At 72.2% G+C, this 15,572-nt stretch carries 16 protein-coding genes; 2 read left to right on the forward strand and 14 right to left on the reverse strand.

The genetic code is table 11. The features are described from left to right. Positions 1–247 precede the first annotated feature (247 nt). On the forward strand, positions 248–970 hold the full coding sequence (locus STBA_RS08150) for a bifunctional DNA primase/polymerase (protein ID WP_077058602.1): 723 nt from the start codon (positions 248–250) through the stop codon (positions 968–970). A gap of 61 nt (positions 971–1,031) precedes the next feature. Here the strand turns inward: STBA_RS08150 and ftsY are convergent, their stop codons facing one another. The 5 genes from ftsY to STBA_RS08175 all read right to left on the reverse strand — a co-directional run bounded on the left by ftsY (position 1,032) and on the right by STBA_RS08175 (position 8,568). Then, positions 1,032–2,228 carry a signal recognition particle-docking protein FtsY gene (ftsY, locus tag STBA_RS08155; protein WP_077058603.1) on the reverse strand — a complete coding sequence of 399 codons (1,197 nt, stop codon included), beginning with the start codon at positions 2,226–2,228 and terminating at the stop codon, positions 1,032–1,034. Between the two features lie 69 nt (positions 2,229–2,297). Further along, positions 2,298–3,722 (reverse strand): sugar porter family MFS transporter, encoded by a 1,425-nt coding sequence (locus STBA_RS08160; RefSeq protein ID WP_077058604.1) that lies wholly within the window; start codon positions 3,720–3,722, stop codon positions 2,298–2,300. A gap of 213 nt (positions 3,723–3,935) precedes the next feature. Then, positions 3,936–7,520 (reverse strand): chromosome segregation protein SMC, encoded by a 3,585-nt coding sequence (gene smc, locus STBA_RS08165; protein ID WP_077058605.1) that lies wholly within the window; start codon positions 7,518–7,520, stop codon positions 3,936–3,938. A 186-nt stretch (positions 7,521–7,706) separates the two neighbouring features. Continuing rightward, positions 7,707–7,913, reverse strand: coding sequence for a hypothetical protein (locus STBA_RS08170; RefSeq protein WP_077058606.1), 207 nt, complete (start codon positions 7,911–7,913; stop codon positions 7,707–7,709). Positions 7,914–8,247: 334 nt separating this feature from the next. Continuing rightward, positions 8,248–8,568 carry an acylphosphatase gene (locus STBA_RS08175; RefSeq protein ID WP_077058607.1) on the reverse strand — a complete coding sequence of 107 codons (321 nt, stop codon included), beginning with the start codon at positions 8,566–8,568 and terminating at the stop codon, positions 8,248–8,250. Positions 8,569–8,699: 131 nt separating this feature from the next. On the opposite strand from STBA_RS08175, the gene STBA_RS08180 reads away from it, so the two are divergent. Next, positions 8,700–9,494: a CAP domain-containing protein gene (locus STBA_RS08180; protein WP_077058608.1), complete on the forward strand. Its 795-nt coding sequence runs from the start codon at positions 8,700–8,702 to the stop codon at positions 9,492–9,494. A gap of 6 nt (positions 9,495–9,500) precedes the next feature. On the opposite strand, the gene mutM is transcribed toward STBA_RS08180, so the two are convergent. From mutM to STBA_RS08225, 9 genes are all read right to left on the reverse strand, one after another. Next, positions 9,501–10,358, reverse strand: a complete 858-nt coding sequence (gene mutM, locus STBA_RS08185) for a bifunctional DNA-formamidopyrimidine glycosylase/DNA-(apurinic or apyrimidinic site) lyase (protein ID WP_077058609.1) — start codon at positions 10,356–10,358, stop codon at positions 9,501–9,503. Next, the gene (gene rnc / locus STBA_RS08190; RefSeq protein ID WP_077058610.1) at positions 10,351–11,124 is read right to left on the reverse strand and encodes a ribonuclease III; all 774 of its coding nucleotides are present in this window, start codon (positions 11,122–11,124) and stop codon (positions 10,351–10,353) included. The genes mutM and rnc overlap by 8 nt, the downstream gene beginning before the upstream one ends. A 19-nt stretch (positions 11,125–11,143) precedes the next feature. After that, positions 11,144–11,317 carry a 50S ribosomal protein L32 gene (gene rpmF / locus STBA_RS08195; RefSeq protein ID WP_049568059.1) on the reverse strand — a complete coding sequence of 58 codons (174 nt, stop codon included), beginning with the start codon at positions 11,315–11,317 and terminating at the stop codon, positions 11,144–11,146. 2 nt (positions 11,318–11,319) lie between these two features. Continuing rightward, complete coding sequence (locus STBA_RS08200) at positions 11,320–11,967, reverse strand: YceD family protein (RefSeq protein WP_253195214.1); 648 nt, start codon at positions 11,965–11,967, stop codon at positions 11,320–11,322. Between the two features lie 155 nt (positions 11,968–12,122). Continuing rightward, positions 12,123–13,220 carry an ATP synthase F0 subunit B gene (locus STBA_RS08205; RefSeq protein ID WP_077058611.1) on the reverse strand — a complete coding sequence of 366 codons (1,098 nt, stop codon included), beginning with the start codon at positions 13,218–13,220 and terminating at the stop codon, positions 12,123–12,125. An 82-nt stretch (positions 13,221–13,302) separates the two neighbouring features. Further along, complete coding sequence (gene coaD / locus STBA_RS08210) at positions 13,303–13,782, reverse strand: pantetheine-phosphate adenylyltransferase (protein ID WP_216356019.1); 480 nt, start codon at positions 13,780–13,782, stop codon at positions 13,303–13,305. A 26-nt stretch (positions 13,783–13,808) separates the two neighbouring features. Beyond that, a complete protein-coding gene (gene rsmD, locus STBA_RS08215) occupies positions 13,809–14,396 on the reverse strand; it encodes a 16S rRNA (guanine(966)-N(2))-methyltransferase RsmD (protein WP_077058613.1) in 588 nt (195 codons plus the stop codon). 23 nt (positions 14,397–14,419) lie between these two features. After that, positions 14,420–14,890, reverse strand: a complete 471-nt coding sequence (locus STBA_RS08220) for a DUF6227 family protein (protein ID WP_077058614.1) — start codon at positions 14,888–14,890, stop codon at positions 14,420–14,422. A gap of 75 nt (positions 14,891–14,965) precedes the next feature. Further along, on the reverse strand, positions 14,966–15,484 hold the full coding sequence (locus STBA_RS08225; protein WP_077058615.1) for a hypothetical protein: 519 nt from the start codon (positions 15,482–15,484) through the stop codon (positions 14,966–14,968). Between the last annotated feature and the right edge of the window lie 88 nt (positions 15,485–15,572).

Here is a 15,572-nt window from a genome sequence, read left to right on the forward strand (position 1 = left end):
GCGTCTACGAATGCACCGAAAGTAATCCTACGATCACCGGCATGGCGAGGGGGGCACCCGCAATCGCCACCATTCGCCACCCCTTCGCGTGAACACTTCTGCCCGCCGCGCACGCTTCACTAGTGCGCGCGATGTTCGAAACCGGATGAGCTGAAGCACGCCGGGGGCGCACGCAGACGCGCGCACCCCCCTTCACGCTCGGTGCCAGGTCCGTAACCATCGGCGGAGCCGACCAGTTGGAGAGTGTATGGGTTTCACGATCGTCGGCATGCGGGAGATCCGGGAGCTGCGGCTGGCCGCCAGGCGGCCCGGGCGACCGGACCGGGCGCCCGCCGCCACGGCCGTGGCGGAGTACACCGGTCTGTGGGGCTGGGACGTGGTCCCCGGCGCGCGCGCCAGGCGCGGCCCGGGACCGCACGGACGCGTCACCTGTTCCTGCGGCGACCGCGACTGCGCCGCCCCCGGCGCACACCCCCTCGCGCCGGAGCGCACCGTCCCCGCGGGCGCCACCCTGGACCAGGCCGCACAGGCCTGGGCGCGCACGCCCGGCGCGGCCGTGCTGCTGCCGGCGGGCGGCAGCTTCGACGTGCTGGAGATCCCCGAGACCGCCGCCCGGTGCGCGCTCCCCCGGCTGGAGCGCATGAACATCCCTCTCGGCCCCGTCGCCCTGGCGCCGCACGGGCGGGCATGGTTCCTCGTGGCGCCGGACGCCGCGGCCGGCCTGCCGCAGCTGCTGTACCGCCTCGGCTGGGACGGCGCCCAGCTGAATCTGCGCGCCCTGGGCGCGGGCCGCCACATCACCGCGCCCCCCTCGGACCACGCGGGTCTCGGCCCCGTGCGCTGGCTGCGCGCGCCCGGCCTGGAGACGGCCGTGTCACCGCCCCCGGCCAGGCTGCTGCTCGGCACCCTGGCCTACGCCTGCCACCGGACCGGCCCTCCGGCAGCCGGGGCCGGCCGCGGCTCGGGCTGACGCGCGGCCGGGCGCCCGGGCCTCGGCCGACCCAGGCCCAGGCTCACGCTCGGACCTCGGCTCAGGCGAGGAGCGCGTCCACGAACGCCTCGGGCTCGAACGGCGCCAGGTCGTCCGCCCCCTCGCCGAGCCCGACCAGCTTGACGGGCACGCCCAGCTCACGCTGAACGGCGACCACGATGCCGCCCTTGGCGGTGCCGTCGAGCTTTGTCAGCGCAATGCCGGTGACGTCGACGACCTGCGCGAAGACCTTCGCCTGCGTCAGGCCGTTCTGCCCCGTGGTGGCATCGAGGACGAGCAGTACCTCGTTCACCGGGCCGTGCTTCTCCACGACGCGCTTGACCTTGCCCAGCTCGTCCATCAGCCCGGCCTTCGTGTGCAGCCGGCCCGCGGTGTCCACGAGCACCACGTCGGCCCCCTGGGTGATGCCCTCCTTGACGGCGTCGAACGCGACCGAGGCCGGGTCGCCGCCCTCGGGCCCGCGCACGGTGCGGGCGCCGACCCGTGTCCCCCAGGTCTGGAGCTGGTCGGCGGCCGCCGCCCTGAAGGTGTCGGCCGCGCCGAGCACCACCGAATGGCCCTCGGCGACCAGGACGCGGGCCAGCTTGCCCGTGGTGGTGGTCTTGCCGGTGCCGTTGACGCCGACGACCAGGACGACTGCCGGGCGCTCCTCGCCCTCCGGGGACACCCCGCCCTCGGTGTGCACGGTGCGGTCCAGGTCGGTGCCGATCTGGGCCAGCAGCTCCTCGCGCAGCAGGTCCCGCAGCTCGTCGGGGCTGCGGGTGCCGAGCACCAGGACCCGTTCGCGCAGCCGCTCGACCAGCTCGACGGTGGGGGCCGGGCCCACATCCGCCGAGATCAGCGTGGCCTCGATCTCCTCCCAGGTGTCCTCGTCCAGCCGCTCCCGCGACAGCAGGGTGAGCAGGCCGCGTCCCAGCGAGGTCTGCGACCTGGCGAGCCGGGCGCGCAGCCGGACCATCCGGCCCGCGGCCGGCTCCGGCACCTCGATCTCCGGGGCCGGGGGCGCGGGCGGTGCCTCGGGTCCTGGGAGGGTGATCTCCTCGACGGTGCGGCGCTCCTCCTCGGTCACGGGGGGCGCGGCGTCGTCGCCGACCTGCGGTTCGCCGGGGGGCGCCGGCCTGGCCGCCGGCCGGTCGTCCGGCGGGGGCGCCTGCTTCCTGCGGCTGGTGACGACGAGCCCGCTGATCACGGCAACCGCGACCACGGCGATGATGACGACAAGGATCAGAATGTCCATCGGTTCCCTTGGTGGACCTGGCGGAGGGGCAACGGCTCCTAACGTACCGCCGTCCCGTTCCGGCCCCTGCTATCCCATCTCCTCCAGCCTCTTGCCCTTCGTCTCCGGCACGAAGGCCAGCAGGAACGGGATCGAGAGAAGGGCGAAGCAGGTGTAGATCACGTAGGCGCCCGAGAGGTTCCACTCCGAGAGGGTCGGGAAGCTCTGGGTGATGGCCCAGTTGGCGATCCACTGCGCGGACGCGGCGACGCCGAGCGCGGCGGCCCTGATGCGGCCGGGGAACATCTCACCGAGCAACACCCACACCACCACGCCCCATGAGAGCGCGAAGAAGAGCACGAAGCCGTGCGCGCCGATCAGCGCGACCACGCCCTGCGCGTCGGGCAGCCGGATGTCCTCGCCCGTGCCTTCCTTGAAGGAGAACGCCCACGCCGTCAGGCCGAGCGATACGGCCATGCCGATGGAACCGATGAGGGCGAGGGCCTTGCGGCCGATCCGGTCCACGAAGAGCATCGCGATCACGGTGCCGACGATGTTGATGATGGACGTGGTGAAGGAGTAGAAGAACGAGTCGCCCGGGTCGATGCCGACGGACTGCCAGAGCGAGTTCGAGTAGTAGAAGATCACGTTGATGCCGACGAGTTGCTGGAAGACCGAGAGGCCGATCCCGATCCAGACGATGGGCAGCAGCCCGGCCCGGCCGCCGATCAGGTCGCGCCAGTTCGTCTTGCGCTCGCTGTGGATCTTCTCGTCGATCTCGGCCACCCGGGCATCCAGGTCGGTGCCCTTGGCCTCGACATCGGCGAGCACACGCTTGGCCTCCTCGGCCTGCCCGCTGGCGACCAGGTGGCGCGGCGACTCCGGGATGCCGAAGGTCATCAGCCCGTAGAGCAACGCCGGCAGCGCCTCCACGCCGAGCATGATCTGCCACGCCTCCAGGCCGAGCAGCGCACCACGCTGGTCCCCGTCGGCGAGGGTGACCAGACCCCAGTTGACCAGCTGGGACACGGCGATCCCCAGCACGATCGCGGCCTGCTGGAACGAGGCGAGCCGGCCGCGGTACTCGGGCGGCGAGACCTCGGCGATGTAGGCGGGGGCGATGACGGAGGCCATGCCGATCGCGACTCCGCCGAGGGTGCGCCAGAAGGCCAGGTCCCACACGGAGAACGGCAGCATCGATCCGATGCCGCTGACCAGGAACAGCACGGCGGCGATCTGCATGACGCGGATGCGTCCGAGGCGGTCGGCGAGCCGCCCGGCGACGACCGCGCCGAGCGCCGCGCCGAGCAGGGCGATGGCAACCACGGTGCCGAGACGCCCCGAGGAGACGTCGAACTTTCCGCGGATGCCCTCGACCGCTCCGTTGATGACGGCGCTGTCGTAGCCGAAGAGGAAGCCACCGAGCGCCGCGGTGGCGGCAATGTAGATCACGTAGCTGAGGTGGGGCGGGCGCTTGTCCCGCTCGCCCGTACCCGCATGCGCGGAACTGGTCACGTTGTTCTCCCGGGTGTCCGGCGGCAGTGCCGGACTACGAGTGCTCGCACGGCCGGTCGGTACACCTGCCGCGCCCGTGCCACCGGTGAACCCAGAAGTGGCCCTGTCGAGGGTAGGGCGCCACTTCTTCAAGTCAAATCAGGAGAGAAGGGGCGCAGCACCGAGAAACGCGCATGGGACCGTTCGAGGAGTGAAGGCGCCCGGGCGGTGGTGTCAGGCGGAGAGACGCTGGCTGATGACCTTCGAGACGCCGTCGCCCTGCATGGAGACGCCGTACAGCGCGTCGGCGACCTCCATCGTCCGCTTCTGGTGCGTGATCACGATGAGCTGGGAGCTGTCCTTCAGCTCCTCCATGATCCGGATGAGCCGCTGGAGGTTCGTGTCGTCCAGCGCGGCCTCCACCTCGTCCATGACGTAGAACGGGCTCGGCCTGGCCTTGAAGATCGAGACCAGCAGGGCCACCGCCGTCAGCGAGCGCTCGCCGCCGGAGAGCAGCGAGAGCCGCTTCACCTTCTTGCCCGGCGGCCTCGCCTCCACATCCACGCCGGTGGTCAGCATGTCCGACGGGTCGGTGAGCAGCAGCCGCCCCTCACCCCCCGGGAAGAGGCGGGAGAAGACGCCCTCGAATTCGCGCGCCGTGTCGTGGTAGGCGGCGGTGAACACCTGTTCCACCCGCTCGTCCACCTCCTTCACCACCTGGAGCAGGTCGGCGCGCGTCTTCTTCAGGTCTTCGAGCTGCTCACTGAGGAACTGGTGGCGCTCCTCCAGGGCCGCGAACTCCTCCAGGGCCAGCGGGTTGACCTTGCCCAGCTGCTTGTAGGCCCGTTCGGCCGCGCGCAGCCGCTTCTCCTGCTCGGCCCTGACGAACGGGCGGGACGCCTCGCCCTCCGCCCCCGCCCCGTCCGCGCCCGCCCCCTCCGCGGGCTCCTCGCCCTCGGCGGGCGGCGACGGCGGCACCGGCTGGTCTGGCCCGTACTCACGGACCAGCACCTCGGGTTCGACGCCGAGCTCCTCCAGGGCCCGCCCCTCCAACTGCTCGATGCGCAGGCGCTTCTCCGCGCCCAGCACCTCGCCGCGGTGCACGAAGTCGGTCAGCTTGTCCAGCTCCTCCTTCAGCTCCCGCCCCGCGTTCCGCTCGGCGGCCAGCGCCTGTTCCCGTTCCGCCTTGGCCCGTTCGGCCGACTCCCGTTCCGCGACCGCACGTTCCAGTGAGACCTCGACGTGGGCGAGCAGCTGCCTGGCGCCCGAGGCCACCGCGGCGGCCACCTCGCCCTCGTGCCGCATCCGGGCGCGCCGCCGCTCGGCGCGCGCCCGCGTCTCGCGCTCGGCGCGTGCGGCGCGGTCCAGGGAGTCGGCCCGGCCGGAGAGCCCCTTGACCCGCTCCTCGTGCGTGCGGACCTGAAGTCTGGCCTCCATCTCCGTCTGCCGGGCATTCGCGCCGTCCGCGGCCAGCCGGTCCCTGACCGTGGTGTCCGGCTCCTCCTCCCCCTCGGCCGCCTCCTCGGCGACCGCGAGCCGCTCGGCCAGCTCCTCCGCCTGTTCCGTGGCGCGCGCCAGCTCCTCCCTGGCCCGCTCCACCGCGGCCTCGGCGCGTTCCGCCTCGCCCGCCGCTCCCCTGGCCTGACCGGCCAGGCGGCCCAGGTCCTGCGCGACCTTCGACTTGGCCCGCTCGGCCGCGCTGCGCCGCTGCGCCAGCTCCTCCACCGCGGCGGCGCACGCCGTGCGCCGCCGCGCCGCCTCCTGCTGGGCCGCGCCGAGCGCCTCGGCCCGCTCCGCCAGGCGGCGCAGCTCCGCCGCCGCCTCGTCGACGGACGCCTGGACTTCGAGCAGGCTCGGCGCGCCGGCCGAACCGCCCTGGGCGAGGTGCGCGGACAGCAGGTCTCCGTCCGCGGTGACGGCGGTCAGCCGCGGGTACGCGGCCACCAGTTCCCTCGCGTCGTCCAGGGTGCCGACCACGACGACGTTCCGCAGCAGGCGGCGCACGGCGGGCAGCAGGGTCTCCGGCCCGTGCACCAGCTCGGCGGCCGGGGCCCGGCCCTCACCCGCGGCGAACTGCGGGGGCTCCCCCGGCTCCTCGGGGGCGCCCCCGAGGAGGAGGGCGGCGCGGCCCGCGTCGTCCTTGCGCAGCATGCGCAGGGCGTCGACCGCGGCGGCTGGCCCCTCGACGGCGACCGCGTCGGCGGCCGCGCCGAGCGCGGCGGCGACGGGAACCTCGTGGCCGGGGACGACGGTCAGCAGTTCCGCGGCAGGCCCGAGCAGCCCGGTGAGCCGGTCCGCGGCGGCGAGCAGCGCCCCCGACCCGTCCTTGCGGCGCAGCCCCGGCGCGAGCGCGTCGTGTCGCGCGGAGACCGCTGCCCGTTCCCGCTCGGTCGCGGTGACGGCCTCGCGCGCCTCGGCGAGCGCGGCCTCCGCGGCGGCCAGCTCGCCCTTGGCCGCTTCGTGCTCCCCGGCCAGCTCGGAGTCGTCGGCATCCAGCCCATCCACCTCGGCCCGCAGCGCCTCGTACTCCTCCTGGGCCTTGGTGGCACGGGCCAGCGCCTCGTCCCTGGCCGCGGCGAGGCGGTCGATCTGCGTCTGGGCGGAAGCGGCCCTGCTGCGGGCGGCGTTCGCCTGGCCGTGCAGGCGGGCCAGGCCCTCGCGGCGGTCGGCGAGGGCGCGGGCCACGTCCTTCAGGCGCCGTTCCTCCCCGGCCAGCCGGCGTTCGAGCTCGGCACGGTGGTCGACGGTGTCCTCCAGGGCGCGCCCCGCCGCTTCGAGCGCCGCGGTCAGCTCGGCCTCCTGTTCGCGGATGCGCGCGGCCTCGCGTTCCATGTCCTCCGGGTCGCGGCCGCGGCGTTCCTCCGGGACCTGGGCGCGGGAGGAGGCGACCCGCGCGTCGGCAAGGCTGACGGTGCCGCGGACGCGCTCGGCCAGTTGTGACAGCTCGTACCAGGTCGCCTGGGAGCGCTGGAGGCGCGGGGCGAGTGTCCGTACCTCCTGCTCAAGCTCCGACTCCCGGCGCATGGCCTCCTTCAGGCGCCCTTCGGCCGCCTCTTTGCGCTCCTTCAGGGCCGCCTCGTCGGCGACCTCGGCGCGGAGCGCGGCACGCTGGGTGACCAGGTCGTCGGCGAGCAGCCGCAGCCGCGCGTCCCGCAGGTCGGCCTGGATGACGGCCGCCCTCCTGGCGACCGCGGCCTGCCGTCCGAGTGGCTTGAGCTGCCGTCTCAACTCGTCGGTGAGATCCTGGACGCGGGCCAGATTGGCCTGCATGGCGTCCAGTTTGCGCAGCGCCTTCTCCTTGCGCTTGCGGTGTTTCAGAACGCCGGCGGCCTCTTCGATGAACGCGCGGCGGCCGGTGGGGTCGGCGTGCAGCACCGAATCGAGCTGACCCTGTCCCACGATGACGTGCATCTCGCGTCCGATACCGGAGTCGGAGAGCAGATCCTGCACATCAAGCAGACGGCAGGTGTCGCCGTTGATCTGGTATTCGCTGCCGCCGTTGCGGAACATCGTCCGCGTAATGGTGACCTCGCTGTAGTCGATGGGAAGTGCACCATCGGCGTTGTCAATGGTCAGGGACACCTCGGCCCTGCCGAGCGGCGGGCGGCCGGTCGTCCCGGCGAAAATGACGTCCTCCATCTTGCCGCCGCGCAGCGACTTGGCGCCCTGCTCCCCCATGACCCACGAAAGAGCGTCCACCACATTGGATTTACCCGACCCGTTCGGGCCGACCACGCAGGTGATACCGGGCTCGAAGCGCAGCGTCGTGGCGGAGGCGAAGGACTTGAACCCGCGCAGGGTCAGGCTCTTGAGGTGCACGCCGTGCGACTTTACCCGGCGCTCCTCGGCAATTCGCCGTTTCGACGCGGGGGATGCAGGGCACATCAGTCAGTAAGCCACGCAGGGGTGGTAGGGACCCCCGCACATGACGAAGGGACGCCGAAGCGTCCCTCGCATTAACTCCGCAGGCGGGAGCCCTCTCGGGGTCTGCCCTCTTCATTGAGGTCAGGTAAGGGCGGGCTCCCCCTTGGACACGTCGATGCCGTCGAGCAACGAGTCGCCGTGACGAGCGGCGGCGGCGAGCGCGTCGTTCTCCGCCTGGACCCGGATGAGCTGGGTCTCCAGGTCCTGTACGCGCTGCTGTAGCCGTCGCATCTCGGCGAGGACTCGGGGGTCGGAGCCGCCGACGTGACCGAGAAGCGCCTTTGCCATGATGGATGGTCCTCCACACTGAGTGACCGACCGAAGCCGTTGGTAGGTCGTGAGGGATTGAACCCGCGGCGTCCGCTCTGACCTGTTTTCCAGGGCGTCAATGCGGAGAAGCGCGGGACTTTCAGCGTCTCACCAAAAAGTTGGACGGTCAACACGATCACACCGCGTATCCCCCGGGCGCCACGGCACTCGGCATCCGGTGGGCAGAGGTGGCGGCGGCGACTCGGGAAGATCCGGCGGCATCGCCTGGCGCGGGTAGTTGCCGCAGCCTTGCACGTCGGAGCGGGGATGGCAAGCGGTCATGGCGACTTTCCCGCCGCCGGACGACGCGCCCTCAGCGAATCCCGAATCCCTCGTAGCCGCCCCGCGGTGTGTCCCAAATCTCGGTGACGCCGTCCACGTGGCCGGGCGTGTCGCCCTCCCGTAGCCACCCGAGCAGCTGCAGGCACCGCTCCGCGGGGCCCTCGGCAACCACTTGGACCCGGCCGTCCGCGGTATTGAGAGCAAAACCGGACAGATCTCCGATGGCGAGGGCGCGGGCCCTGGTGTGCCAGCGGAAGCCGACTCCCTGGACCATGCCCCGCACCCAGGCGGTCATCCGGACGGGCTCCCGGCTGTCGGCGGCCGGCGGAACGGGGGGTGACGGCGGGCACATGTGACGCACGCTATCCCCTCATTCCCGTTCCGGACACTGGCGCTCACGTCCTCATGCCGTACAGTCACGCGATGAAACTCACCTGTTTGGGTGAACTTATGATCTTCGAGTGAACGAGGACGGTGCTGCCGATGGGACGCCATCGCCGCCGCCGGGGGCACGCGCGTACCGGTCTGATCGGTGCCTCCGCGGCACTGGCCGTGGGCGCGGTGGCCGTCGGCACGGGCCTGCTGCCCGGCGTCGGGGACAGCCTCTCGCTGACCGACAGCGACGACGTGCAGGCCCAGGACCAGCGCTCCAGGACCGAGCGCCCCGCCTCCCCCACGCCGGACCCGGAGCGGTCCCCGCGGGAAAAGCCCGCGGAGGAGACGCCGGAGCCCGCCGAGGAACCGTCCCCCACGGAGGCGGCCGAGCCCACGGAGGAGCCCGCCAGGGAGCCGGAGCCGGAGGCCGCCGACCCGCCCGCGCAGGAGACCGCGCCGCCGGAGCCGGAGCCCACCGCGCCCTCGCCCCTGCCGTCCGAGGAGCCGGACCCGAGCCCCGAGCCGGGCTCGGCCGAGGCCGAGGCGGTCCTGTCGCTCGTCAACGACGAGCGCTCCCGCGCGGGCTGCGCGCCCCTCACCCTCGACCCCGCCCTCAACGCCCTGGCCGCCGGCCACAGCAAAGACATGGCGGAACGCGGCTACTTCGACCACACGGACCCGGACGGCGGGACGCCCTGGGACCGCGCGGCCGAAGCGGGCGTGGACAACCTCGGCGGCGAGAACATAGCCCGCGGGCAGCAGGACGCCCAGGCCGTCATGGACTCGTGGATGTCCAGCGAAGGGCACCGGGCCAACATCCTCAACTGCGACTTCACCACCCTGGGCCTCGGCGTGCACTTCGCCGAGGGCGGGCCCTGGTGGACGCAGAACTTCGGCTTCTAGCCCCTTCTAGACCGGCAGGCGGGGCGCGCGCTGACAGCGCGGGCAGAAGTAGCTCGACCGGTTCATCCAGGGACGCCTGCGGACGGCCGTTCCGCAACGCCGGCACGGCTCGCCCTCCCGGCCGTACACGTCGAGCGCGCGGGAGAAGTACCCGGACTGGCCATTGACGTTGACGTACAGGCTGTCGAAGCTGGTGCCACCGACCGCCAGGGCCGCGGTCATCACCTCGCGCACGTGCGTCACCAGCTCGGCGGTTCCGCGGCGGGTCAGGCCGGCGGTCGGGCGCTCGTAATGCAGACCGGCGCGCCACAGCGCCTCGTCCGCATAGATGTTGCCGACCCCGCTGATGAGCGACTGGTCGAGCAGGGCCCGCTTGACGGTGGTCCTGCGGCGGCGCAGCGCGACATGGAACGCGTCCTCGTCGAAGTCCTCGTCCAGCGGATCGCGCGCGATGTGGCTGATGACGTCGGGCAGGCCGGCCGGGTCGAGCGGGTGCAGCGAAAGCCCGCCGAAGGTGCGCTGGTCGACGAAGCGCAGCTCGCCCCGCGCCAGATCGGTGAACGTGATGCGGATGCGCAGGTGCTTCTCGTCCGGGGTCCGCTCCGGCTGCACGAGCAGTTGACCGCTCATGCCCAGGTGCGCGAGCAGCGCGAACTCGTCACCGAGCGGCAGCCACAGGTACTTGCCCCGGCGGCGCACGTCCGTCACGGCGGTGCCGCGCAGCCGGTCCGCGAAATCGACCGCGCCCGCCACGTGCCGCCGGATCGCCCGCGGGTGCAGCACCTCGGCGCCCGCCACGGTCCGGCCGCCGATCCAGCGGGCGAGGCCGCGCCGGACGACCTCGACCTCGGGCAACTCAGGCAACCGGCGCTCCGTCCGCGGCCGCCTTGCCGTTCTCGCCGTCGATCGCCGCCCGGATCGAACGCCAGGCGGTCTCCGCCGCCTGCTGCTCGGCCTCCTTCTTGCTGCGGCCAGTGCCGGTGCCGTAGGTCTCGCCACCGACACGGGCCGCAGCGGTGAAGGTCTTCTCGTGATCGGGACCGGTCTCGGTGATCACGTACTCGGGCACCCCGAGGCCCTCCGCCGCGCTCAGCTCCTGAAGGCTGGTCTTCCAGTCGAGCCCCGCGCCCAGATTGGACGAACGCTCGATGACCGGGTCGAACAGCCGGTGCACCAAGGCGTCCGCGGCCGCGAGTCCCTGGTCCAGGTAGACCGCGCCGATCACGGCCTCCAATGTGTCGGCGAGGATCGACGCCTTGTTCCGCCCGCCGGTGCCCTCCTCGCCCCGTCCGAGCCGGACGAAGGCGCCGAGGTCGAGACCGCGGGCCACCTCCGCCAGGGCCCTGGCCTGGACGACCGCGGCCCGCAGCTTGGCGAGCTGGCCCTCGGCCAGGTCCGGGTGCTTGCGGTACAGCGTGTCGGTGACCACGAGGCCGAGGACGGAGTCCCCCAGGAACTCGAGCCGCTCGTTGGTGGGCAGCCCACCGTTCTCGTACGCATAGCTGCGGTGGGTCAGCGCACGCACCAGAAGGGCGGGCTCGAGCCGGTAGCCGAGCCGCCCTTCCAGAATCGCAAGGGACGAGGCCGTGTCCACCGACGCCTGGGGTTGCGACCTCCTGGCGTGTGACATGAAGCCTGTCACCCGCCGATCAGACCTCGAGGACCTGACGGCGGTTGTACGTGCCGCAGTTGCCGCACGCGGTGTGCTGCAACCTCGGCTCCTGGCAACGCTCGCAGCGCACCAGAGTGGGGACCGCAGCCTTCCACTGCGACCGGCGGTGGCGCGTGTTGCTGCGCGACATCTTCCGCTTCGGAACAGCCACGGCTACTTCTCCTGTGGATCGTCCCCGCTGTCGCGAGGTGGCTTGTCTTGCTTGTCTTGCCCGGCGGGCCCGTCGGGACGCATACTCCCGGCGAACTCCTGAAGGGCCGCCCAACGGATGTCGACGGCCTCGCCGTGCTGGTGGTCCGGATTCTGCGCGAGCGGCACCCCGCAGTCGGGGCACAGACCCGGGCAGTCCTCCTCGCACACCGGTTGCAGCGGCAGTGACAGCACCACCGCATCCCGCAGCACGGGCTCAAGGTCGAACAGGTCGCCTTGAAGGAACAGCCTCTCCTCGTCCCCCTCCTCGTCGCCCGTCTCCGCCGGACGGCGGGCCGGGCCATCGGTATCGGGGTAGGAGAACATCTCCTGGAAGTCCGCGAAGCCCTCAAGGGTCAGCGGCTCCAGACACCTTACGCACTCGCCCGAGAGCGGTGCACGGACGGTGCCGGTCACCAGCACACCCTCCATGACCGACTCCATGCGAAGCTCCACCTCAAGCTCCGCGCCCTTCCGCACCCCGATGACCTCGGTGCCGAGATCGTCAGGGGCCGGAACCGTGCGGGAAAACCGCTTCAGCGCACCGGGACGCCGCCCCAGCTCACGTGTGTCGAACACGAGAGGGGCTCGGCGATTCAGCGGGGCGTTCAGGGCTTTCTGCTTTCTCACGAGGGCGGGGCCGGCAGCGGTCAAGCCGCGCACATCGGCCCCTCGACGAGGGGCCGGGGAGGCAGCCGCGACCACGGAGGGTGGGCGACCGAAGGGCCAGCATACTTCACGGGCCGCCACGCACCCAATCGGAGCGGTCAGGGCTGGCCCTGCTGGTAACGGCGCAGTTGCTCGGCGTCGATCATGCCGGTGTCGAACAGGCTCGTCTCGTCCAGCGCCCCGGACGGCTGGTACCCGTATCCCTGCGGTGCCTGCTGCTGCCCACCGTACGGGTCCTGGGGGTAACCGCCCGCGGCGTAGGCGTCGTCGCCGTAGCCCTGGCGCTGCTCGCCGCCGTACGCGTCCTGCCCGTACATCTGCTGTCCGTAGCCGTCCTGCGCGCCGTAGCCGGCCGCCGCGGGGACGGGCTGCCCGAGCCCGTACGGGTCCTGGGCGTCGTAGCGCTCGACGGCGGGCTCCGGCGGGGCCGGGGGCTGCGGCGGGACCTGGGGCAGGTCCGGCTGCTGGACCGGCTGCATCTGCTGGACCGGTGCCTGGGGCTGGGGCACGCCCAGGTAGTCGTAGGTGTCCTGCTCGGCGTGCGAGTCGAAGTAGGAGTCGCCCGGCACCCCGCCGTCCGCCTCCTGGGCGGCCACGTGCTCGGCCAGCTCGTCGATCGGCCGGTGGCCCGTCAGCTTCTGCCGGCCGCGACCGACCGCCTCCAGCGTCTTCTTCAGGACCGCCTCGATGGCCCCGAACTGCGCCTCGACGTAGGAGTCCGCCTGGGCCAGCAGCTCCTGCGGGTCGCCGCGGTCCGGACCGAGGAGCTTGGTCCTGCCGCGGTCGACCGAGCCGATCGTCTTGCCGAGGACCACCTCGAAATTGGCCAGCTTGCTGTCCACGTAGTCGTCGGCCTCGGCCCTGACCGCCTCCGCCTCCCTGCGGGCCTCCGCCAGGAGGCGGGACGCCTCGTCCTGCGCACGCTGAACGATCTCGGTGCCCTCGACGAGGGAGCCGCGCTCGGCGTGCGCGGCCTCCACGATCCGGCGCGCCTCCTGCTGGGCGTCGGCCACGACCTGCTCGCGCCCGCCCAGCACCTCCCGGGCCTCGGCCAGCGAACCGGGAAGCGCCTGCCGCACCTCCTCAAGGCCCCCGAGCAGATCTGACCTGTTGATGACGCAGGACGCCGACATGGGCATGCCCTTGGCGCTCCGGACCGCCGCGACGATCTCGTCAAGTTTCTGCTGTACGTCCACGAGGCGACTGTACGGCCAACGGGCGCTTCGCGGGCACCGGTTCGCCCGGCCCGGTGACGGGCGTGGCGGCCCGGGTCCTGACCTAGCCGCGGTCCAGCTTCGCGACCAGCGCGGACAGCACGGGCCCGGGCACGAGGTGAGAGACGTCACCGCCCCAGGCGGCAACCTCCTTGACCAGGCTGGAGGACAGGAAGCTGTAGACCGGGTTGGTCGGGATGAACATGGTCTCCACGCCGGAGAGCCCGTTGTTCATCTGCGCCATCTGGAGCTCGTAGTCGAAATCGCTGACCGCCCGGAGCCCCTTGACGATCGCGGGGATGTCGCGCTGTTTGCAGTAGTCCACCAGCAGGCCGTGGAACGCCTCCACCACCACGTTCCCGTAACTCTCGGTGCACTCCCGGATCAGCGCGATGCGCTCCTCGACGGTGAACAGCCCCTGCTTCGATTTGTTGATCATGACGGCGACGTGGACGGTGTCATAGAGCTTCGAGGCTCTGGCCACGATGTCGAGATGCCCATTGGTGACGGGGTCGAAGGACCCCGGACAGACGGCGCGACGCAACGGTCTTTCCTCGCTCTCCCGGTCGCTCATGACCGGTCGCTTACGTGGTGGACGGCGAACCGGCCGTACCAGAGCGTTCCCTCGCCGTAGCGACGCGAACGCAGCTCCTGGAAACCGGCCGGCCAGGGAAAGGCACCCCCGCGGGTGCTCCGCTCCACGGTGACGACGCTGTCATCGGTGAGCCAGCCATTCGATCCGAGTGTGAGCAGGATCTCTTGAAGATCGCTATGGCCGACCGCGTAGGGCGGATCGAGGAAAACCAGATCGTAGGGCGCGCCCGCGGGCGGCGACGCGGCCAGCTGCTCGGCGCGCACGGTGCGCAACTCGGCGCCGGGCAGCCCCAGGGCCGTGATGTTGGTCCGGATGGTCCTGGCCGCCCTGGCGTCGGACTCGGCGAGCAGGGCGTGCGCGGCCCCGCGGGACAGCGCCTCCAGGCCGACCGCGCCGGAACCGCCGTACAGGTCGAGCACCCTGGCCCCGTCGAGCGGACCCCACAGGGCGGTCCAGGACGAGAACAGGCCCTCGCGCGCCCGGTCCGAGGTCGGACGGGTGCCGCCGCCGGGCGGCACGGCCAGCCGCCTGCCGCCTGCGGTCCCGGCGATCACGCGGGTCATGGGATCCTCACAGCGCTACTCGGTCAGCCGTCGCGCTCCACGCTATACGGGCCGCCGCGCCGCCACGTGCCGAGGTCGGGCGGCACCGGCCGCCCGGCCGGGCCAGGCCGGCCGAGCCGCCGCGCGGCCAGGGCCGCGGCGGCCTCGTCGGCGTGCACCTCGCTGACCAGACCGCCGTCGGGGGCGTGATCGTGCTCCAGCTCGTACAGGCACAGCTCCGTGTCGTCGGCCAGCAGGAACGCGTGCTCGTACAGCGCGATCCAGCCCCGGCCGCCGCCCTGCCCCCTGGGGTCGGGCAGGCGCTCGATCGCGTAACCGCCGGCGGCGGCGAGGCGCTGGAGCGTCCCCTCCCCCGGCCGGTCGGCATTGACGGCCCGGCCCAGCAGCCGCCCGGCGTGCGCGGCGGGGTCGTCCCCGGGGTAGGTCCGCGCACTGCGGACCCGGGTCCCGGGGACGACAAGCGGGTCCCGTCCGGCTTCCCGGCGGTTGGTCATGCCAGCTCCTCCTCGCGGACACGCAGCCGCTTCTAGGACGTATCGGACGGGAATCCCGCTCCCCCGGCGGGCGCGTCAGCTCTCCGCGGGCTCCCCGACCGCGCCGACGAGCGCCGGTGAGGCGTACCTCGACCAGGAGAGGCAGCCGTCCGGCGGGCAGTGCTCCGGGCGCCGCGGATCGTGGCCCAGCTCACGCAGCTTGGTGCGCACCGAGTCGGGGGTGCGGCCGAAGCGGGCGGCTATGCGGGCGATGGTCTCGCCGGAGTGGAACCGGCGGGTCAGGTCCTCCTCGTGCTGCGGTATCCAGGGCGCTCCGTGGCCGGGGAACAGCTCGCGCAGGATGTCCCGGTCCGGGATGGGCTCGGCGACGTCCGCCGCGAGGGCCAGCGCGCGCAGCCCGCGGTTGAGCGCGATGCGCAGCGTGGGCACGTCGGCCAGCGGCATGGTCAGCACGCCGGACGCCAGCGGGACGTCCGGCTGGGCCTCGCGCCAGCCGGTGAGGGTCAGGGTGAGGGTGAGGTCGTCGTCGCTCGCCAGCTCGACGCGGAAGATCTTGTCGCCGAGCGGCAGTTCGTTGGTGTGCCGGAATGCCATCGAGCAACCCCCAATGGTCCAACTGCGATCAATCCCGTATGGATTGCCGCGGACTAGGTCCATTCTCCCAGGTGACACTGACAATTGA

The organism is Streptomyces sp. MP131-18, assembly GCF_001984575.1.
Classification (GTDB): domain Bacteria; phylum Actinomycetota; class Actinomycetes; order Streptomycetales; family Streptomycetaceae; genus Streptomyces; species Streptomyces johnsoniae.